Origin of the sequence: Phascolarctobacterium sp. Marseille-Q4147 (genome assembly GCF_017968825.1) — a bacterium.
Taxonomy (GTDB): Bacteria; Bacillota; Negativicutes; order Acidaminococcales; family Acidaminococcaceae; genus Phascolarctobacterium_A.
In genome coordinates this window covers 334388-352922 of sequence record NZ_CP072874.1, presented here as the reverse complement: position 1 = coordinate 352922, position 18535 = coordinate 334388, and the positions used below count along the sequence as shown (strand labels likewise).

General features: G+C 43.9%; 20 protein-coding genes and 1 tRNA gene. 19 read left to right on the top strand and 2 right to left on the bottom strand.

The features are described from left to right. Positions 1–11: 11 nt before the first annotated feature. The 8 genes from KAH19_RS01560 to ptsP all read left to right on the top strand — a co-directional run bounded on the left by KAH19_RS01560 (position 12) and on the right by ptsP (position 7427). Positions 12–437, top strand: coding sequence for a thioesterase family protein (locus KAH19_RS01560; protein ID WP_009146111.1), 426 nt, complete (start codon positions 12–14; stop codon positions 435–437). 4 nt (positions 438–441) lie between these two features. Continuing rightward, the gene (locus tag KAH19_RS01555) at positions 442–1086 is read left to right on the top strand and encodes a coenzyme F420-0:L-glutamate ligase (RefSeq protein WP_210684837.1); all 645 of its coding nucleotides are present in this window, start codon (positions 442–444) and stop codon (positions 1084–1086) included. 13 nt (positions 1087–1099) lie between these two features. Further along, positions 1100–1627, top strand: a complete 528-nt coding sequence (locus KAH19_RS01550) for a hypothetical protein (RefSeq protein WP_210684836.1) — start codon at positions 1100–1102, stop codon at positions 1625–1627. Between the two features lie 212 nt (positions 1628–1839). Next, the gene (locus tag KAH19_RS01545) at positions 1840–2592 is read left to right on the top strand and encodes a DeoR/GlpR family DNA-binding transcription regulator (RefSeq protein ID WP_246869391.1); all 753 of its coding nucleotides are present in this window, start codon (positions 1840–1842) and stop codon (positions 2590–2592) included. Continuing rightward, positions 2589–3506 (top strand): 1-phosphofructokinase, encoded by a 918-nt coding sequence (gene pfkB, locus KAH19_RS01540; protein WP_210684834.1) that lies wholly within the window; start codon positions 2589–2591, stop codon positions 3504–3506. The genes KAH19_RS01545 and pfkB overlap by 4 nt, the downstream gene beginning before the upstream one ends. A gap of 22 nt (positions 3507–3528) precedes the next feature. Beyond that, positions 3529–5427, top strand: a complete 1899-nt coding sequence (locus KAH19_RS01535; RefSeq protein WP_210684833.1) for a fructose-specific PTS transporter subunit EIIC — start codon at positions 3529–3531, stop codon at positions 5425–5427. Between the two features lie 86 nt (positions 5428–5513). Next, a complete protein-coding gene (locus KAH19_RS01530) occupies positions 5514–5771 on the top strand; it encodes an HPr family phosphocarrier protein (RefSeq protein ID WP_210684832.1) in 258 nt (85 codons plus the stop codon). 36 nt (positions 5772–5807) lie between these two features. Then, on the top strand, positions 5808–7427 hold the full coding sequence (ptsP, locus tag KAH19_RS01525; RefSeq protein ID WP_210684831.1) for a phosphoenolpyruvate--protein phosphotransferase: 1620 nt from the start codon (positions 5808–5810) through the stop codon (positions 7425–7427). A gap of 205 nt (positions 7428–7632) precedes the next feature. Here ptsP and KAH19_RS01520 read toward each other — a convergent pair. Then, positions 7633–7709: transfer RNA gene (locus KAH19_RS01520), tRNA-Arg, on the bottom strand. Between the two features lie 328 nt (positions 7710–8037). On the opposite strand from KAH19_RS01520, the gene KAH19_RS01515 reads away from it, so the two are divergent. After that, positions 8038–9441, top strand: coding sequence for a sodium:solute symporter family protein (locus KAH19_RS01515; RefSeq protein WP_210684830.1), 1404 nt, complete (start codon positions 8038–8040; stop codon positions 9439–9441). Positions 9442–9649: 208 nt separating this feature from the next. Here the strand turns inward: KAH19_RS01515 and KAH19_RS01510 are convergent, their stop codons facing one another. After that, positions 9650–10198: a gamma carbonic anhydrase family protein gene (locus KAH19_RS01510; protein ID WP_371816691.1), complete on the bottom strand. Its 549-nt coding sequence runs from the start codon at positions 10196–10198 to the stop codon at positions 9650–9652. An 844-nt stretch (positions 10199–11042) separates the two neighbouring features. Here KAH19_RS01510 and KAH19_RS01505 point away from each other — a divergent pair. The 10 genes from KAH19_RS01505 (at position 11043) to KAH19_RS01460 (ending at position 18177) form a co-directional block, all read left to right on the top strand. After that, positions 11043–11279, top strand: coding sequence for a helix-turn-helix domain-containing protein (locus KAH19_RS01505; RefSeq protein WP_044484232.1), 237 nt, complete (start codon positions 11043–11045; stop codon positions 11277–11279). 327 nt (positions 11280–11606) lie between these two features. Next, positions 11607–12656, top strand: a complete 1050-nt coding sequence (locus KAH19_RS01500; RefSeq protein WP_021719944.1) for a radical SAM/SPASM domain-containing protein — start codon at positions 11607–11609, stop codon at positions 12654–12656. Further along, positions 12653–12865 (top strand): hypothetical protein, encoded by a 213-nt coding sequence (locus KAH19_RS01495; RefSeq protein WP_021719945.1) that lies wholly within the window; start codon positions 12653–12655, stop codon positions 12863–12865. The genes KAH19_RS01500 and KAH19_RS01495 overlap by 4 nt, the downstream gene beginning before the upstream one ends. Next, positions 12862–13146, top strand: coding sequence for a PqqD family protein (locus KAH19_RS01490; protein WP_021719946.1), 285 nt, complete (start codon positions 12862–12864; stop codon positions 13144–13146). Before KAH19_RS01495 ends, KAH19_RS01490 begins: the two co-directional genes overlap by 4 nt. A 17-nt stretch (positions 13147–13163) precedes the next feature. Then, on the top strand, positions 13164–13760 hold the full coding sequence (locus tag KAH19_RS01485; protein ID WP_210684828.1) for a hypothetical protein: 597 nt from the start codon (positions 13164–13166) through the stop codon (positions 13758–13760). A 52-nt stretch (positions 13761–13812) separates the two neighbouring features. After that, the gene (locus tag KAH19_RS01480; protein ID WP_021719948.1) at positions 13813–14001 is read left to right on the top strand and encodes a hypothetical protein; all 189 of its coding nucleotides are present in this window, start codon (positions 13813–13815) and stop codon (positions 13999–14001) included. Next, positions 13998–15044, top strand: a complete 1047-nt coding sequence (locus KAH19_RS01475) for a GTPase (RefSeq protein WP_210685471.1) — start codon at positions 13998–14000, stop codon at positions 15042–15044. The genes KAH19_RS01480 and KAH19_RS01475 overlap by 4 nt, the downstream gene beginning before the upstream one ends. 285 nt (positions 15045–15329) lie before the next feature. After that, complete coding sequence (locus KAH19_RS01470) at positions 15330–15566, top strand: hypothetical protein (RefSeq protein WP_210684827.1); 237 nt, start codon at positions 15330–15332, stop codon at positions 15564–15566. Between the two features lie 547 nt (positions 15567–16113). Then, positions 16114–16626: a lecithin retinol acyltransferase family protein gene (locus KAH19_RS01465; protein ID WP_210684826.1), complete on the top strand. Its 513-nt coding sequence runs from the start codon at positions 16114–16116 to the stop codon at positions 16624–16626. Between the two features lie 372 nt (positions 16627–16998). Further along, a complete protein-coding gene (locus tag KAH19_RS01460; protein WP_210684825.1) occupies positions 16999–18177 on the top strand; it encodes a hypothetical protein in 1179 nt (392 codons plus the stop codon). Positions 18178–18535: the final 358 nt, after the last annotated feature.

The window sequence follows — 18535 nt, the reverse complement described above, 5'->3', positions numbered from 1 at the left end:
AAGGAGATTTTATGATTACAATACGAGATAAGGTGCGTTTTGTTGAAACTGATATGATGGGTGTTGTGCATCATGCCAACTATCTGCGCTGGTTTGAAATGGGACGTGTAGCATATCTGCGTGCCTGCGGTATTTCCCTGGGCGAGCTGATGGCTGACGGCGTTATTTTCCCGATTACCGAGGTGCGCGCCAAGTATAAAAATTCCTGTACCTTTGATGATGATTTTGAAGTGCAGGTAAAAATGAGTGCCTTTAATAAAGCAAAAATGGAATTTGATTATACTGTTATCCGTCTGCGCGACGGCGCTGTAGCGGTGGAAGGACATACGCGCAATGTGTTTACCGATAATGAAGGCCACATTGTCCGTCTGAAGCCTGAATGGTATGATAAAATTCAGAAGGTATATGCAGCGGATAAAGCTGCGGAGGAGATGTGAGAGTATGGAAAAATATAAGATTGTTCCTGTGCCGACAAGAATTTTGACTCATCACGATGATATTTGTGATGCTATTCTGGAATATGCCAAGGATAAAATCGGCCCTAACGATGTTGTCTGCACTGCCGAAAGCGTAGTTGCTATTACCCAAGGCAGAGCAATGCGCTGTGAGGAGTTTCATCCGGGACCGCTGGCTAAGGTGCTGTCGCATCTGTTCCCGGCCAAGGGCAGTATCAGCAGCTGGTACAGCATGCAATCCCTGATTGACGCAGAGGGCGGTGCACGTGTTCTGTGGGCAGTAATCTGCGGCTTTGCGGCTAAATGCGTAGGCGTTAGCGGCACCTTCTACCGTATGGCAGGCAAACAGGCTCGCCTGATTGACGATGTTACCGGCACAATGCCTCCGTATGACAAGCATATTGTTTATGGTCCGGCAGAACCGGAAAAGGTTGCCGAAGCTATTACCAAGGCTTGCGGCTGCTATGGCGCTGCTATTGCCGACGTTAATGATTTGAAGCGCTCTGCAGTGCTTGGCTGGTCTAAGGGCGTTGATCCGGATAAGGTTGCGGAAATCCTCATTGATAATCCCTTTGGCAACGGCAGTGAAAAAACACCAATCTGCATTATCAAGGATTATCATAAGGCGTAAGGGGGGAAGCAAGATGCTGATGACGATTGTGGGAGTCCTTGTAGGACTGTTGATTTTAGGCGTTATAATTGTAGGTGTATATATTTCCATGCAGGGTGATGCTGTAATGCGTCTGCTGGTAAAGCAACGCACCAAGGCTGTTTTGGATAAGGTATATGCCGACAGAATTGATTTTTCCTTAGAGGTACCTTTTGATAACGTAGGCAAGCAGGAAGGTACTATTCTGGATGCTTATATGCGTATTTATCTGCCGCAGGAGCAGTATAGTGATGTGCTGCTGCGTGGTAAGGTTAATCGTGAGGGCTATTTGCGCGAGGATGATTATTTTGAAGCAATGCTGGTTCCTGCAGGTACCGGCGAAAAATTTGTCCTGCGCTTTGAGGCTTATGCCAAAAACGGCAAGAGCTTAGAGGAAGCAATGGAAAATATTCCTGATGTAGATGTTGCTTTGTTTGCAGATTGCCGCGGCCGCCGTGAGCTTTACACCGTAAAGGAATACTTTACTCTGACTGCGGATGAAATGCGTGCTTTGGTCAAATAAGCTGATACTTTTATGTGTTGTCTTTAAAACTATATAAACGATACTTTATTATGGATGCTTCTCTGCTGTGGGAGAGGCATCCATTTTTCTTTGCTTTGAAAGTTATGAGAGATAATCTGCAAAAAAAATTCAAAAAAATGCGGCTTTTTGCTTAAAAATGATTGATTTTGCGTGAAAATGGTTATATAATATCTGCAAGAGGAGAGATGCTCATGTTAACGCAAGAAAGATTTGAAGAAATCACTCGCATTGTCACGCGTGACGGTGCGGCGACAGTACCGGAGCTGGCAAGGCTTCTGGAAACCTCTGAGTCCACTATCCGTCGCGATTTGGTGCAGTTGGACAGCTTGGGCAAGGTACGCAAGGTGCATGGCGGTGCGACTGCCGTGCGCGAGGCGGAGCCTGTGCAGGAGCGCAATATGCAGGAAAAATACAGTCGTAACATTGAAGATAAGCGTACAATTGCTGCGTATGCGGCAACGCTGGTGCGTCCCAACGATTTTATTTTTCTTGATGCGGGCTCGACAACCGAGCAGCTGGCAACCTATCTGACGGAAAAGAATGCTGTTTATGTGACGAACGGTATTACGCTGGCACAGAAGCTGGCGCAACGCGGTCTGAAAACATTGCTGCTTGCAGGACGCGTAAAGGCGACAACTGATGCGGTAATCGGTACGGAGGCAGTTGCTTCTTTGCAGCATTACCATTTCAGCAAGGGCTTTTTCGGAACCAACGGTATTACGGTGGAAGAGGGCTTCACTACTCCTGATATAGAGGAGGCCATGAATAAGCGCGTGGCAATGGAGCATTGCCGTAAATGCTATGTATTGGCGGATGCCAGCAAGTTTGAGGCATTGTCGAACGTGTCCTTCGGCACTTTGTCCAAGGGCGTGATTATTACAGCTGCGCAGGAGGGCTTGAACGTTAGGTCCTACAAGCAGCATACGGAGGTGATTGTGCTTTGATTTATACTGTAACCTTTAACCCTTCCTTGGATTATGTGGTAAAGGTTGATGATTTTGCGGTAGGCGAGATTAATCGCACCCAAGTAGAAAATATATATCCGGGTGGCAAGGGAATCAATGTTTCGCTGGTGCTGCAAAATTTGGGGCTGCAATCGGTAGCCTTGGGCTTCACGGCCGGTTTCAGCGGTACAGAAATAGAACGCCTGCTGCAGGAGGCAGGCTGCCGCTGTGATTTTATTCGGGCTGCTGCAGGCTACTCGCGGATTAATACGAAGATTATTTCGGACTCGGAAACGGCGCTGAACGGTCAGGGTCCGCAGCTGAGCAAGGAAGAGCTACAAAAGCTTTTTGCTAAGCTGCAGGGACTGACGCAGGATGATATTTTAGTGCTGGCAGGAAGCATACCTGCTTCGCTGCCGGATGATATTTATGAGCAGATTCTGGAGCTGCTGCAGCCTGCTTGCACACGGGTTGTGGTAGATGCTACCGGCGATTTGCTGCTCAAGGTACTGAAATATAAGCCGTTTTTAATCAAACCAAACCATGAAGAATTAGGAGAGTTCTTTGGCCTGGGACCGTTGCTGAATGAGGAGGATATTCTTGCTGCTGCGCTGAAGCTGCAGCAGCAGGGAGCACGTAATGTGCTGGTTTCGCGTGGAGCGGACGGTGCTGTACTGTTGGACGAAAATGGCAGGCAGCATATGATGGCTTCACCGAAGGGAAAGCTGGTAAACTCTGTCGGTGCAGGCGACAGTATGGTGGCCGGCTTTTTGGCAGGCTATCTTAAAACGCAGGATTATGAGGAGGCGCTGCGCCTGGGCGTAGCCGCAGGCAGCGCAAGCGCGTTTAAGGATTGGCTGGCAACACGTGAGGATATTGATGAAATTATTTTACAGGGCGTGACTAATAAATAAAAAAGAAGGGGCAAAAAATAAGATGAAAATAGTTGATTTGCTGAAGGTAGAAAGCATTGACCTTAATGCGCAGCCTAAGGATAAGGCAGCAGCGTTGGAGCATTTGATTACGCTGATGGAGAGCGGCGGTAATCTGCTTGATAAGGACGAATACAGAGCCTGCGTGCTGCGCCGTGAGGAGGAGGGCAGCACGGGTATCGGTGAAGGCATTGCCATTCCGCATGCTAAGACAAGTGCTGTAAAGGCACCGGGACTGGCAGCTATGCTGGTAAAGGAAGGCGTTGACTTCGACAGTCTTGACGGAGAGCCTGCGAAGTTATTCTTCCTGATTGCTGCACCTGATACTAAGGATAATGTACATCTTGATGTGCTGAGCCATCTGAGCATGCTGCTGATGAACGATGATTTCCGCAGCGAGCTGCTGAATGCCGGCAGCGCCAAGGACTTTTTGGCAGTTATCGACAAATACGAAAACGAAAAGTTTGAGGAAGAAGAAGCACCGGCAGCAGAGCCTGCTAAGCAGCGCAAGGTGCTGGCTGTTACTGCCTGCCCGACAGGTATTGCACATACCTATATGGCAGCAGAGGCTTTGCAGGAGATGGCCGGTAAGCTGGGCGTTGCTATGAAGGTTGAAACCAATGGCAGCGGCGGCGTAAAAAATAAGCTGACGGCAGCAGATATTGAAGAAGCCGAAGGCATTATTGTGGCTGCAGACAAGAACGTGCCTGTGGAGCGCTTTGCAGGCAAGCCGGTTATCTTTGTTAAAGTAGCTGACGGTATCAACAAGCCGAAGGAGCTTATCGAGGAGATTCTGAGCGGTAATGTTCCTGCTTACGCAGGCAAGGGCGGCAGCGAGGCGACAAGTGACGTGGCAGATGCGGAGGAAAGTCTGGGGAGACAAATTTATAAGCATCTGATGAATGGCGTTTCGCACATGCTGCCGTTTGTAATCGGCGGCGGTATTCTTATCGCGCTGGCATTTATGTTCGATATGGAATTTGCCGGCACGGCTAAGTTTGGCAGCGGCACACCGCTGGCAGCCTTCTTCAAGAATATCGGCGGTTTGGCGTTCAGCATGATGATGCCGATTCTGGCAGGTTATATCGCTATGAGTATCGGCGAGCGTCCGGCACTGATGCTTGGTATCGTAGGCGGCTTTTTGGCAGCCTCCGGCGGCAGCGGCTTCTTCGGCGCGCTGTTTGCAGGCTTCATCGGCGGTTATCTGATTTTGGCATTGCGCAAGGTGTTCAGTGTACTGCCTGACAGCTTGGAAGGCTTGAAGCCGATTCTGCTGTATCCTGTTATCGGCCTGCTGCTTATGGGTATCTTGATGACCTACGTTATCAACCCGCCGACCGCAGCCTTTAACCAATGGCTGGCAGGTGCGCTGGCAAGCATGAGCACAACAAGCAAGGTGCTGATGGGTTTTGTATTGGGAGCTATGATGTCCATCGACTTCGGCGGTCCTTTGAATAAGGCAGCTTATGTTTTCGGTACTGCTTCTTTGGCTGCGGCTGACGGCAGCGCTGTAAGCAGTGAAATCATGGCTTCCGTTATGATCGGCGGTATGGTTCCGCCGCTGGCGATTGCACTGTGCACCATGCTGTTTAAGAGTAAATTTACTTCTAAGGAGCGTCAGTCCGGTGTGACCAACTTTATCATGGGCCTGTCCTTTATTACCGAAGGCGCAATTCCCTTTGCAGCAAGTGACCCGCTGCGTGTAATTCCAACCTGTGCTTTGGGCAGCGGCGTGGCAGGTGCTTTGTCTATGGCCTTTGGCTGCAGTGTTCCGGCACCGCATGGCGGCGTGTTTGTTTTCGGTGTAGTGCAGAACTGGCCGATGTATTTTGCAGCTTTGGCAGCAGGAAGTGTGCTGTCGGCTGTGCTTATGGGGTTTGTTAAACAGAACGTGAACGAATAAAAGATAGAGAAAAAGATAAAAACAAAAATAGGATTTTAAGAATTTAGCGGCAGAATATTGTTATTAGCGAAACGGAGGAAATAAAAATGAAACAATTTACTTATGTTATTACTGATGAAGCAGGCATTCATGCACGTCCGGCAGGACTGCTCGTTAAAGAGGCTGCAAAATTTGCCAGCACTACTACCATTGCCAAGGGTGCTAAAAAAGGCGATTTGAAGCGTATCTTCGGTGTTATGGCCTTGGGCGTTAAAAAGGGCGAAGAGATTACCGTTACCTGTGAGGGTGCGGACGAAGACGCAGCAGCAGCAGCTTTAGAGGCTTTCCTCAAGGTTAATCTGTAATTTCGCAGTAAGAGAGATTTTTCGCGAGGTGATAAAATGCTTTCATTAAAGGGTAAGGGCGTTTGCGGCGGCGTAACGCTGGGAACCTTGGCTGTACTGCGCCGTAATACAGCTGCGGTTAAACGCCGTAAGGTTCAAAATGCCGAGGCTGAGGTTGCACGCTTTCAGACAGCACGTCAGGAGGCTATAGCCAAGCTGGCAGAGCTTTATGAAAAGGCTGTTGTGGATGTAGGCAAAGATAATGCCGCTATTTTTGAAATCCACCAGATGATGCTGGAGGATCTTGATTATATTGAGTCTGTAGAGGGGATTATCCGCACGCAGCAGGTTAATGCAGAATATGCGGTACAGACAACGGCTGCCAACTTTGCTGAAATTTTTTCTTCGATGGAAGACGATTATATGCGTGCACGTGCTGCCGATGTCAAGGATATTTCCAACAAGGTGCTTGGCTGCCTGGGTGATGCAGGCAGCAGCTGGGAAAGCGGCAGCGGCCGCTATATTCTGGCAGCGGATGATTTGGCACCCAGCGAAACAGTACAGCTTGATAAATCGCGTGTGCAGGGCTTTGTGACGGCAGCAGGCAGTGTAAATTCGCATACGGCAATTTTGGCGCGTACTATTGGTATTCCTGCGGTTGTCAGCACCGGCAGCAGCATCGGTGAAGAATATGACGGCAAGCTGGTAGCGGTTGATGGCTATACCGGCGAGGTTTTCGTTGATCCTGATGAAGCAACGTTGGAACGTATTAAAGCGAAGATGGAACAGGATGCACAGCATAAAAAGCTGTTGGAGGAGCTCAAGGGTAAAAAGAGCATCACCGGCGGCGGCCAGCAGGTGCATGTATATGCCAACATCGGCGGCACGGGCGACCTGGCCAGCGTGCTGGCGAACGATGCAGAGGGCATCGGCCTTTTCCGCAGCGAGTTCATTTATCTGGAAAGCAAGGATTATCCGACAGAGGAGCAGCAGTTTGAAAAGTATAAGCTGGCAGCAGAAGCGATGGCCGGAAAGCGTGTAATTATCCGTACGCTTGATATCGGCGCTGATAAGCAAGCTGATTACTTCGAGCTGCCGCAGGAGGAAAATCCGGCGCTTGGCTATCGCGCTATCCGTATCTGCCTAGAAAGACCGGAGCTGTTTGCTACGCAGCTGCGTGCTATATGCCGTGCCTCTGCATATGGCAAGCTGGCGGTGATGTTCCCGATGATTATCAGCGTAGAAGAGGTGCGCAAGGCGCGCAGAATTCTGCGTGAGGTGCAGGCAGAGCTGAAGTATGCAGGCGTATCATTCGACCCGAAGATGGAAGTCGGCATTATGATTGAAACGCCGGCAGCAGCACTGATCAGTGCGGAGCTGGCTAAGGAAGTTGATTTCTTCAGCATCGGCACAAACGATTTGAGCCAGTATACGTTGGCTATAGATCGTCAGAACCAGCAGCTGGAGCCGTTCTTTGATGCACATCATCCTGCGATTTTGCGTCTGATTGAAATGACGGTGCAGGGAGCGCATGCAGCAGGCATCTGGTGCGGCGTCTGCGGCGAGCTGGGCGCTGATTTGAGCCTGACTAAGGAATTTGTACGCATGGGCATGGACGAGCTTTCCGTAAGTCCGGCAAGCATTCTGCCGCTGCGCAAAAAAATCCGCAGCCTGTAATTTTTACTCATACACATATTTCTATATAACGCATGAAAATACCCCTGATAATGCGCAAGCAGTATCAGGGGTAGCTTTCGGCGTCAATGCTTTGTTATTGCTTTATGCAGAACCGGTTTTATGGCCGGTTCTTTTTTTTGCGAAGATTATTTTTGAATTAGAAAAACAAAAAACACCGCAATTTCTTGCGGTGTCGATTTCAAAATGGTGACCTCGGCAGGACTCGAACCTGCGACCTTTTGATTCGTAGTCAAACGCTCTATCCAGCTGAGCTACGAGGCCAACAACAATACTTATTTTAACTGCAAGAGGCTATTTTGTCAATACTTTTTTGTGAAAAAATCTTGACTGTTTTTTCCTGGCGGGATATAATTTAGCTAATATATATGTGGCTGCTTTGCAAGGAAGCATCAGGAGGCGTATATTTGGTCTGCATTGGGATGCTTGCTGGTATGGGCGATGGGGAATTGTAATGACAGCACAAATGGTTTTGTATTATATGTTGTTGAAGTCTGCACGATTAGGTCTGATGTGAGGCAGTATAGGGATACTGCCAGCAATGACGTTGTATTTCTTTAACAGGCATGTATAATTTAAAGGAGGATTTTTTGTGCCTGTTTCTTTAGTCATCTTAATATTGTACATTGTTGCTTTGTTCGCTATCAGCTGGTATGCTAAAAAACGTAGTGAAGGAAACAACGAAAACTTTGCTCTTGCGGGACGCAGACTTTCTGCGCCTCTGATTTGTGTTACTATTATCGGTCTGGCTGTCGGCGGTGCGTCGACTATCGGCGTTTCCGAGCACGCCTTCCGTGTTGGTCTGAGTGCCGGATGGTATACGATTGCCTGGGCTTTGGGCGCGATTGTTATGGGCCTGTTCATGGCTAAAAAATATCGTGAACAAAACATTACGACTATCACTGAGCTTATTGAACGCCATCATACCAAGGGCGCGGTAATCTTGGGCGTTTTCTGCCAGATTGTTATTCAACTGGTAATCATCAGTCTGCAATATATTGCGGGTGGCAGTATTCTGCACGCTATCCTGCCGGATATCTTTGATTTCCACACAGGTATGATTGTCAGCGCCATCACCTTTATCGGTATTACCTTTATCGGTGGTATGTGGTCTGCATCCTTATCTAATGTATTGAACATTATTCTGATTTACGTTGGCATTTTGGCGGCAACGATTATCCAGTTCAAAAAAATCGGCAGCATGGATCATCTGGCTGCTGCTTTGCCGGCTAATGTGCCTTGGTTCAGCTTTATTGACGGTGTTGGCCCTGTAACTATCACCAGCTGGGTTGTAACCCTGATTACCGTAAATCTTTCTCTGCAAAGTATTCTGCAGATTTCTTTGGGCGCTAAAGACGCTGCAACTGCTAAGAAGGGCTTCGTCTGGGGCGGCATTCTGATGCTGCCGGTAGGCGTTCTTGCTGCCTTCCTTGGCTTGGTTGCTAAGGCTATGTATCCTGATGCGCAGGCTGCACTTGCTTTGCCGCAGGTTATCGTAGGCCTGCAGCCGGTATTGGCAGGCATCACTTTGGCAGCTCTGTGGGCTGCGGATGTATCTACCGCCTGCAACCTGCTGCTGAGCGCCGGTACTTTGTTCTCCAGCGATATCTACAAGCGCTTTATCAATCCGCAGTGCGACCAAGCGCGTCAGCTGCTGATGACACGTGCCTGCATTATTATCAGCGGTATCCTTACCTTGGGACTTGCTATGAGCGTATCCAGTATTTTGGGTACGATTATGATTGGTCTGTCTTTGACTGCTGCCTTCAGCGTTATCGTAATCGTAGCGCTGTTCTTCCCGCAGTATGCTTCTAAAGCCGCAGGCTTCTGGACTTTGCTGGCAGGCCTGGTGCTGCTGGTACTGTGGCAGCTTACCCCGGCAGTACGCATTTTCCCGAATGTAATCTATATGGAATGGCTGGTATGCATTGCTGCTTATGCTATTGCTGCAATTGTTTGCCCGGCCAAAAAAGCAGTTGCTGTTGAAGGTAACTGATAAAAATTTTATTCAATAATTAAAGCCATCTCTGTTCTTCTGAAGAATTGCAGAGATGGCTTTCTTGGTTAGCAGCGTAAGCGCATACTTGCAGCAAAAAATCCCGTTAACAGGCCTGTACCTGATAACGGGATTTTGTTTTGCACATTATAGCGAAGCGTGACCTGATTAATCAGAGGACATTGTCATACTTCCTTGCTTGGGGAATTTAAACGATTTGCTCGCCGTGGTAGCGTTCACCGTCATTGTCAGGCAGCAGGCCGTAGCGTTCGGTCCACAGAGTTTTGTATTTCAGAGCCTGAGCGTGGATTGCAGCTATACCTTTTTCGTCCAATGTTTTGATAACCTTGGCAGGAATGCCGGCAACCAGGGAATTCGGCGGTACGATGGTGCCTTTGGTTACAACGGCACCGGCAGCAACGATAGAGCCGTGGCCGATTACAGCGCCGTCAAGTACGGTGGAATGCATGCCGATGAGGCAGTGGTCTTCAACGGTGCAGGCATGCAGCAGAGCACAGTGGCCTACGGTTACATAATCGCCTACGATGCAGGCGTATTTATCGGCAACGTGCAGTACGCTGTTGTCCTGAATGTTGCTGTAGCGGCCAACCTCGATGCGGTTAACGTCGCCGCGGATAGTAACGCCGGGCCAAACGCTGGCGTACTCTTTAAGCTCAACCTTGCCAATCAGGGTGGCAGTATTAAAGGCATAGGCCTTTTCATCAATTTTGGGGGCTTGTGCTTCAAATTTAAAAATCATGGTATCACCGCTTTCTGTAAATTGGCTGCCTTCGCGGCAGTCTTGAAAGATAAACAATTTCTTCTCACACTATTATTATCATATGAGCAGATAATAAAGTCAAGGCGTTCACATTTATTTTGCAGATGTGAAGGATTGGATTTAGTTGTGGGTGGGCGGTAGAAAAAATTTTTGTGTTACCTTGACAGATTTACTGATTCGCTATATAATAACCACACAGCACTTAGACAAGCTGTATACATTTGTTTATATAAGAATTTTAGGCTATTATAATGATATTTTCCTATGCGAAAATTTCATTATAATAGCTTTTTTTGTTGCGTTTTTCGCATATTCAGTGTTATAAAGAAAGGATGATTCTTATATGGCAAATTACAGTTACACAAATTTATATGTTCATGGTCTGCAAGAGGAGCTGGCAAACCTCTTTAAAAAAGCTCAAGTGCTGGACGCACAAGGACGAGCGCAAAGAGCGTACGCCTTTCGGCTCTGGTTGGATTGGCTTTATTGCCCAAGGGGCAGGTATGCAAGCCTTTGATAATCGCGCTAGTGTGGAAACATTTCAGCACGATGGCTTGCCAGTGTATGAGGTAAAGCGAGAGGCTTGATGGGTGCAGGAAGCGGCAGTGAGGGGCTGTCGCTTCTTGAAAAAATAATTGAGCAGAAGCAATCGTATATGGTTGCAAGCAAGTTGAATTGAAGTTGCAAGTTGTTTTCAAAGATTAACTAAAAAAGAGAAAAAAAGCTGATTGAAGTTATTAACCTAAAAAAGCAGACTATATACCTAAAAAATAATTTATATAAACTGTTAATATTATAAAGAGAAGCTTGACAAGAGGTGATGACGTTGTTTGCTACACGTTACAAGAATATTGGATTGAAAATAGCATATTATAGAAAAAAGAAAGGCTATACGCAAGCAGAGCTGGCCGAGCGGATTGGTATGAGTGCCGCTTATCTTGGGCAGATTGAGCGAGGGAATAGAGGCAACAGTTTTTCTTTAGAAACTCTGTATCAGATTGCTGATGCGTTGGAGATTGATGTTAATTTGCTGATAAAAAATGAAATGTTGGCTTGATAGGTGATAGTTTGTATACATACTATCACCTATTATAAGGGAGAATATTTTGGATCAAGTAACAATTATAAATGGTAAAATATTTGATTGCAATCAATGTGGAGAATGTTGCAAACATTTATATAAAATACCTGCAATGAAAAATTTCAATAGAGGAGACGGAATATGCAAATATTTAATTAATAATAAGTGCTCGATATACAATAAAAGACCTAATATTTGTAGAGGGGAGTACTTGTATCATTTATATTTTGAAGGTATGGATGTTGAAGAGTATTATAAAATATTGCACCATTACTGTAATATGATTCGTGGAGGTAAGATAGATTGAGTAAGGATTATGTAAAAATTTTTAATGCTGTTGATTTAAAGAGAGCAAAACAGGAAGCAGAAAATATTATTGCTATGCAAGCAGCAGACTTGTATCCAAAGGAGTTCTCTTTCCCAATTACTTTACAATTTGAACTGACAGGAGCTTGTAACTTAAAATGTAAGCATTGTTATAATAGATCTGGGGATGTTGATCGTGTTCAATATACAAGCATGACTCCGCAAAAGTGGAAAAGTTTAGCTAAACAAATTGTTGAAGCAGGTGGCATTTTTCAATGCATTATTTCCGGAGGGGAACCATTGCTTCTAGGAGAAGATTTATTTGATATTATGGATATACTACATGAAGACGGGACTTCGTTTGTTGTTATTACGAATGGTATGTTGTTAAGCAAAGAAAAAGTCAAAAGATTTTCTAAGTACCGCTATTTTTGGTTTCAAATTTCTATTGATGGTTCAACACCTGAGTTGCATGACTCGTTTAGAGGTGTAGAAGGCAGTTGGGAGAAAGCTGTTAATGGAGCAATGGAAATTTCTGATAGCGGAATACCATTGGTTATAGCACATTCTGTTACTCCTAAAACATTGCCTTATTTAGATGATATGGTTAAATTAGCTTATTCAGTAGGTGCTGGCAGCATTATGATTGGTGAGATATTGCCAAGTGGTAGAGCTATTTTTAATAAAGATATTTTTTTAACACATGAGCAACGCAATTATCTTTATGAACAGATTGATAAATTGTCTAGGGAATATGCAGGAAAAATAAGAATTGAAAGATCTATGAATGTTAATACATCTATGGAACGATATGTATCTGCTCCTAATAGTGGTGGTATTATCCGCCCGAATGGAGATTTTAGATTAGATTGCATGACTCCTTTTACAATAGGCAATGTTTTGGACGAAACGATAGATTCTATTTGGAAAAATAAGGGCAAATATGCTTGGCATAATCCAAAAGTCTTAGAGTTTATAAATTCTATTGATGCTGAAAAGCAGAAAGGTAATATACTTAATCACGTCAATGATGATATAAGAATATGAAGGTACAAGTTAAAATGAAAAAACAATATAAGAAACCAATGGTTATTTCAAATGTGAGTATTGAAGGGGTTATTCCAGCCGGTTTGGCGGCGGCTATTGAAGCTTTTGCTGTAGGTGTGGCTGTTGGGACACAAGTCAAAAAGATGCTGAATGGTCGTACTGGTTGGGGTAAGGTTCAGCAACTAGTTGAAGTGGAGGGGAGAGCATGATTACATGGGAGTGGCTTAAGCATAAAAAGCTTGTCGATATTTCTTTGAAAAAACGTTGGGAAAAAGATATTATGGTGTTATATGGCAAAGAACTGGACATATGTTACTTGAATAAAATAGGTGGAGAAATAATTTCTTTGAGTAATTGCAAAAATACAGCTTCTGATATTGCTGATATGTTGCTGCAAACGTATGATGTTGATGAAAATGAATTAAGAGAAGATATTCTATGTTTGATTAGAGAATTGCAATGGAAAAGACTTGTGAGACTAGAAGAATAATTACGGAGGGTACGATAATGAAATTTACGACCATGAAAATTACAAAAAAAGTATTAGCAGGTATAATCTTGTCTGTATTAGTAGTATTGGGTGCATTTTATACATTAAAGCCTTCGCCGCTTCCCCAAATTTACATACCATCTGATATAGAATGGCAGACCCCTGCTCTTGATGCATATATTGGTGACTTTACACCAGTATGGGATAAAGAATATCCTGATGAAATACGTACAGTTTTAAGTTCAGAATATACCATACGTAAGACAAGATTAGATAAAGATTGGCAATCTGCCTTTTCTGGGAAAACTTCTGCGCATATACTTACAGAAATACAAAGTACAACGTTATGCACAAGATTGCTTAACCTATCTAACAGGGTAGCAAATGAAAGAGAAATCAAAGAACATACAGCCCAAAATATCACGAGATTTGGAGTGATTGATTACTATTTTCCCGGCACTGTATTAGCTATTGAATATAAAGATGGTTGTGTACTTTCCGCAATGATAGATAAAGATACTGGTAAATATATTAGGCTTCGTGTTAATTCTGAGAAGAATACAGAACATAATTGGGAACCATCGAAAATTTATGTAAAGCTGATGTATAATTAACAACTAAATATAAAAATATCATTGCCTGTTTTGTAAGAGGAGATTTACGATAATGAAAAAATATAGAAAGCCTTGTTTAGTAACTCAATCTAAGGTTAAAGGCATAATACCATTGGCAGCACTTAGCGTAGCTGAATTAGCTGGAGTAGCATCAGTAGTTGGTCTTGCGGTTGGGATGGCAGCTTCAAAAGGTTCAAATGATATAGTGTCGTTTAGATCTAATCTTGTTCTTCAAAAATAAAAAGAAATCAGGGTACGCATACTAAAATTGCTTTAGTCGGGCAGCCGGGTGCAGGTAAATCGAGTGTTATTAACAAATTGATAGGCAAAAATTTATTTAAATCTGGAGTATATACAGATACCACAGTGAAAAGCCAAGAAGCATCTTGGGGAGCATTGAGAATCGTTGATTTGCCTGGATATGACACGAAAAGATTTCCTTTTGAAGACTGGTGCAAACAATTTTCTGTAGAGGATTATGATTTGTATCTGTTCGTATTTGCCGGTAAATTACATGATGCCGACGGAAAGTTATTTAAAAAATTTAAGGAATGGAATCAATCTAGGAAGCATCCATATTTTATTGTGCGCAATAAGGAAGATGATATATGGGATGATGGAAAAACTTTAGACGAACTGAAGAAAGAAATCGTTGAAGATGTTTATTCCAAAGTAGGGGCTGAAGATATAAAAGTTTATTTTACAAGCTGTAAAACTGGTACTGGGTTCAGAGAATTAAAGGATGACATTTTTAATTCTGGCATTGATAAAGTAAAGCAGGACAAAATCATTGCAGTCTTTAAAGCAGATAGCATACAAGATTTGGGGAGGAAAAGAGCAAAATGCTTAGATGATATTGATGTATATGCTTGGTCTGTAGTTGCGAATGCTTTGAATCCAATTCCTGGTGTTGATGTTTGCTTTGATTTAGCGGCTTTTTATAAGATGGCTAAAGAAATTAGAGAAAGTTTTGGCCTTGATGAAACTGTTATAGAAAAATATATGACTGTGTTGGGACCTGTAGGTAAAAAACTTGGAGATAAGGTGCTTGCATATCTTACAAAAGAAGGTATAATGTGGGTTCTTAAGCGAGTAGCTGGACAATATACTAAAAAACAATTTGCAAAATATATTCCTTTTGTAGGACAAGCTGTAGCAGCTTTGGCTGGTTTTGCTATGACCAAAAAATTAGGAGAATATTACATAGATGACTGTTATGAATTGGCGAAAGCAATTCTTGAGTATGAAATAAGGCACAATGAACATGTAAATCCTGTTAAGTAGTCTTGTTCAGAATTATTTTTTGACTACTTTCTCTCTTCTAGTTATAAGTTCATTGTTAACATTTTGAAAATATAAAAAGCTCGAAAAGCGTATGGTTAAAGCATTTCGAGCTTTTTATATAGGAAATATCGATTTGAAATCAATTTAATTACTCTTTTGAAAAAGGAAAACCTCAATTCAGAATGTACAATCTGAATTAAGGCGCACTTATCCCCTAAAGGTAATATGAGATTTTTATTCGTTAAAAAAATAATCCATATCTAAGCGGAGGAATCCTGCACAGGCTTGTACATTACCAACGATAAATTGAAGCGGAAAATTACCGCAGATTACGCCATCCCCGGACGTTGCGCCGACGGTTCCTACACCTCGTCGCTTGTTCGTCGCAGCACCTTCTACTCAGAAGGAGCTATGCGTGAGCTGCTCGTCAGCAAATACGGTGCCGGCAAGGCTATGGCCGAGCTCCTGGAGCTGGCCAAAAAGGTTAACATTCCCGTCTACAAACTAAAACGCGTCTATTAGGACGCAGGGCTGCCACGCAAGTGGCGGCCTTTTTTTGTGCCTGTAAGGATAAAACACGGTATACTCTTATAAAAAGAAGTATTATATACATAGGTTATGGCGAGAATTTAAACCAATAGTACGAAACTTGTCTATGAAGGCAGATTCCGTTTGAAGCTTTTCGTTCGCAAGAGTTTTGAAAAGATATTTAGTTGGCGTGGTGTTACAATGTAATCAATCCAAGGGAAGCAACAAAGAAGCTTCTAAAGATATATAAAGCAATGGAGGTGAACAGGATGCCGGATATTACAATAATTATTGATTTTTAATTTAGCCGATGATGCTTAGGAAAGGAAGTGAGCAAAGGAGATTGTCATTGTGAATCTTGAACCGCTTGCATGGTAAGCTGCAGAGAGAAAAATGCAAGAGGTTCGGGAGAGAATTTAAAATATTAATATGAAATTTGTCTATGAAGGCGGATGCCGAGAGCTTCTGCCTGGCGCAGGAGCTTAGGCCAATGCTATTCATAGACCAGAAACGTTTTAGTAATTAACGAGGAGTGATTAGCATGTTTGATTTTATTAAAGAAAGCTTTGTTCCAAGGGATTATGGTAGAAATCCTTATTATGAACGCACTGCAAGAAAATCAGCAGAGCGTATGGCGCGTAAGGTTTGCAAGCCAGTAGGCGATGCTCTGGAGGTATATAATAATGCCTGCGACACAGTAGAAAATATTGAAGATACTCTTTCCGGTAAGTATCGGCCAGTCCCTTTTTTGAAAGATTGGTATGATACCAATTTCTCGAAAGGCGACCATATAGTTGTGCAAAGACTTAGTTATGCACATCATGGTATCTTCAAGGATAGAGAGCATGTATATGAAAACAGCACGAATGGTGTCAGGGTTGTGTCTTTGAAGCAGTTTGCTGATGGTGATGTTCCCAGGCTTTATGCAGAAGATACTATCTACACACAAGATGAAATAATCAGGAGAGCAGAATCCCGTTTGGGAGAGAGTGATTATAACCTGATTATCAACAACTGCCAGAACTTTGCTACCTGGTGCCGTTTAGGCGACTAAGGCTGCTGTAAGCATGTAGCTTTGAGAGATGTACTCGAAGCTGCGTGCTGGCAAAACCTTTTGCAGCTTTTCGTTCGCAAGAGTTTTGAAAAGATATTTAGGTGGTGTGGTGTTACAATGTAATCAATCCAAGGGAAGCAAAAAGAAGCTTCTAAAGACATATAAAGCAATGGAGGTGAACAGGATGCCGGATATTACAATAATTATTGATTTTTAATTTAGCCGATAATGCTTGGGAGTGAGATTTTAAAACTGCTGGCAAAAAGCTTGCTTATCAAACTTCCGAAGAAAATGGCTAAAAAATTCGTTGAAGAAAAGAAGGTTAATGATTTATTTTCTAAATAAGATTTAAAATTTTAGGAGGCGTACATTATGGGTTTTAAACAATGTGGAAATAATATAGTTGTCAAGTCTTCGGTTGGTTATACAGGTGGCCGTCATTTGCAAAATAACAACGGGAAGAATACAGGTACAAAAATTAATTCAAGAACAGTTGGAGCAGCAAGCTGTGGTTTGGTTGTACAGGAAGCTGCAAGGGCTGCTGCTATATCCGGCAGATTCGCAGCTGGCCTGGAAAACCTTAATACGGCACGTGGTGGCCAAAAGGGATTGTTTGGCTTTGTTGGTGAAGAGATGCAGGCAGCTGATACTTCGATTAATGGTAAAATTACCTATGTAATTAATAATAACGGTGCAGCAGATTTGGTTTACGTTGGTAAGAATGGTCATAAGTACTACCAACAGGTAAAGCTGGGTTATGAAAATAGCTTTAAGCAAAAAATAAATTTTGCAGAATATAAAGGCCAGACTATCGTTGTTGATAAAGGCAATCCGAGCTTTGCCAAGATAAAAGCTGAAGGTGCTAAGCATGGTGTAAAGGTTATTGAAGGTAACATCACAAAGTCGGAAGCACAGGAATTGGCCAGATATATGCAGCAGGAAACAGCTATAACCGGTGCTAAAAAAGCGGTTTTCGTACCTAAAGTAGCTGCTGCTCATAAAGCCGGCTTGAGCACCGCTAAAGCAGGTGCCTTGTACGGTGCCGGTTTCAGCATGGGTTCCAATCTTGTTGATGTCGCGTGTGGCGATAAGGAGATAGGAGAAGCTGCCCAGGATGTTGCCAAGGATACTGCGGTTAGCTATGCTGCCGGTTACGCTTTGGGTGCAGCTGGCTCTGCAGTAGCATCAACTTCTGCGGGAGCTGCCATGATTTCTGGTGTGAGTGCAGCAGGAACTGCTGTTACCAGTACTACTGTCGGTGCTGCTCTTGCATCCGGTGCTACGGCTGCTGGCGCTACGGTTGCCGGTGCCGGTGCAGCTGCAACCGGAGCTGTAGTAGGCTCTGTTGCTGCGGCCGGAAGTGCCGTAGGCAGTGCAGCTATTGCGGCAACTGCCGGAACTGCTATTGGTGGTGCTGTTGCAGGTGGCGTTGCTGCGACTGCTGCCGCCGGTGCTGCTGTAGGAGCTGCTGCGGTAGCTGCTGCTCCGGTAGTTGCTGTAGGTGCCGTTTTGGGATTAGGTTGCAGTGTGTTCAAAAAATTATTTGATTAATCCCGGGGCTGCCACGCAAGTGGTGGCCTTCAGGTGCCTGTATTATATGCTGAGTGTGCCGGTTTTGTATAGGCTTTGCACCACTTGCACCACATTTTTCAGCCTTTTTGCTAAAAAATCAGTGGCTCGAAAATTTTAATATAATATAAATAACAATTTCTTAAAATAGCTGTCAATGCCATAAAATAAAGGACTAGAACCCTTACGAAGACTTTACTTACAGGGATATATATTATTGTTAGTGGCGCACTTTTTCTTTTTGCTCCAAAAGTAGTGGTTCAAGTGGTGCAGAATAAGAAAAGCAAAAAATCTCAAAACTTCTTGACACATCTGATATTTTATCGTATACTAATTGCAG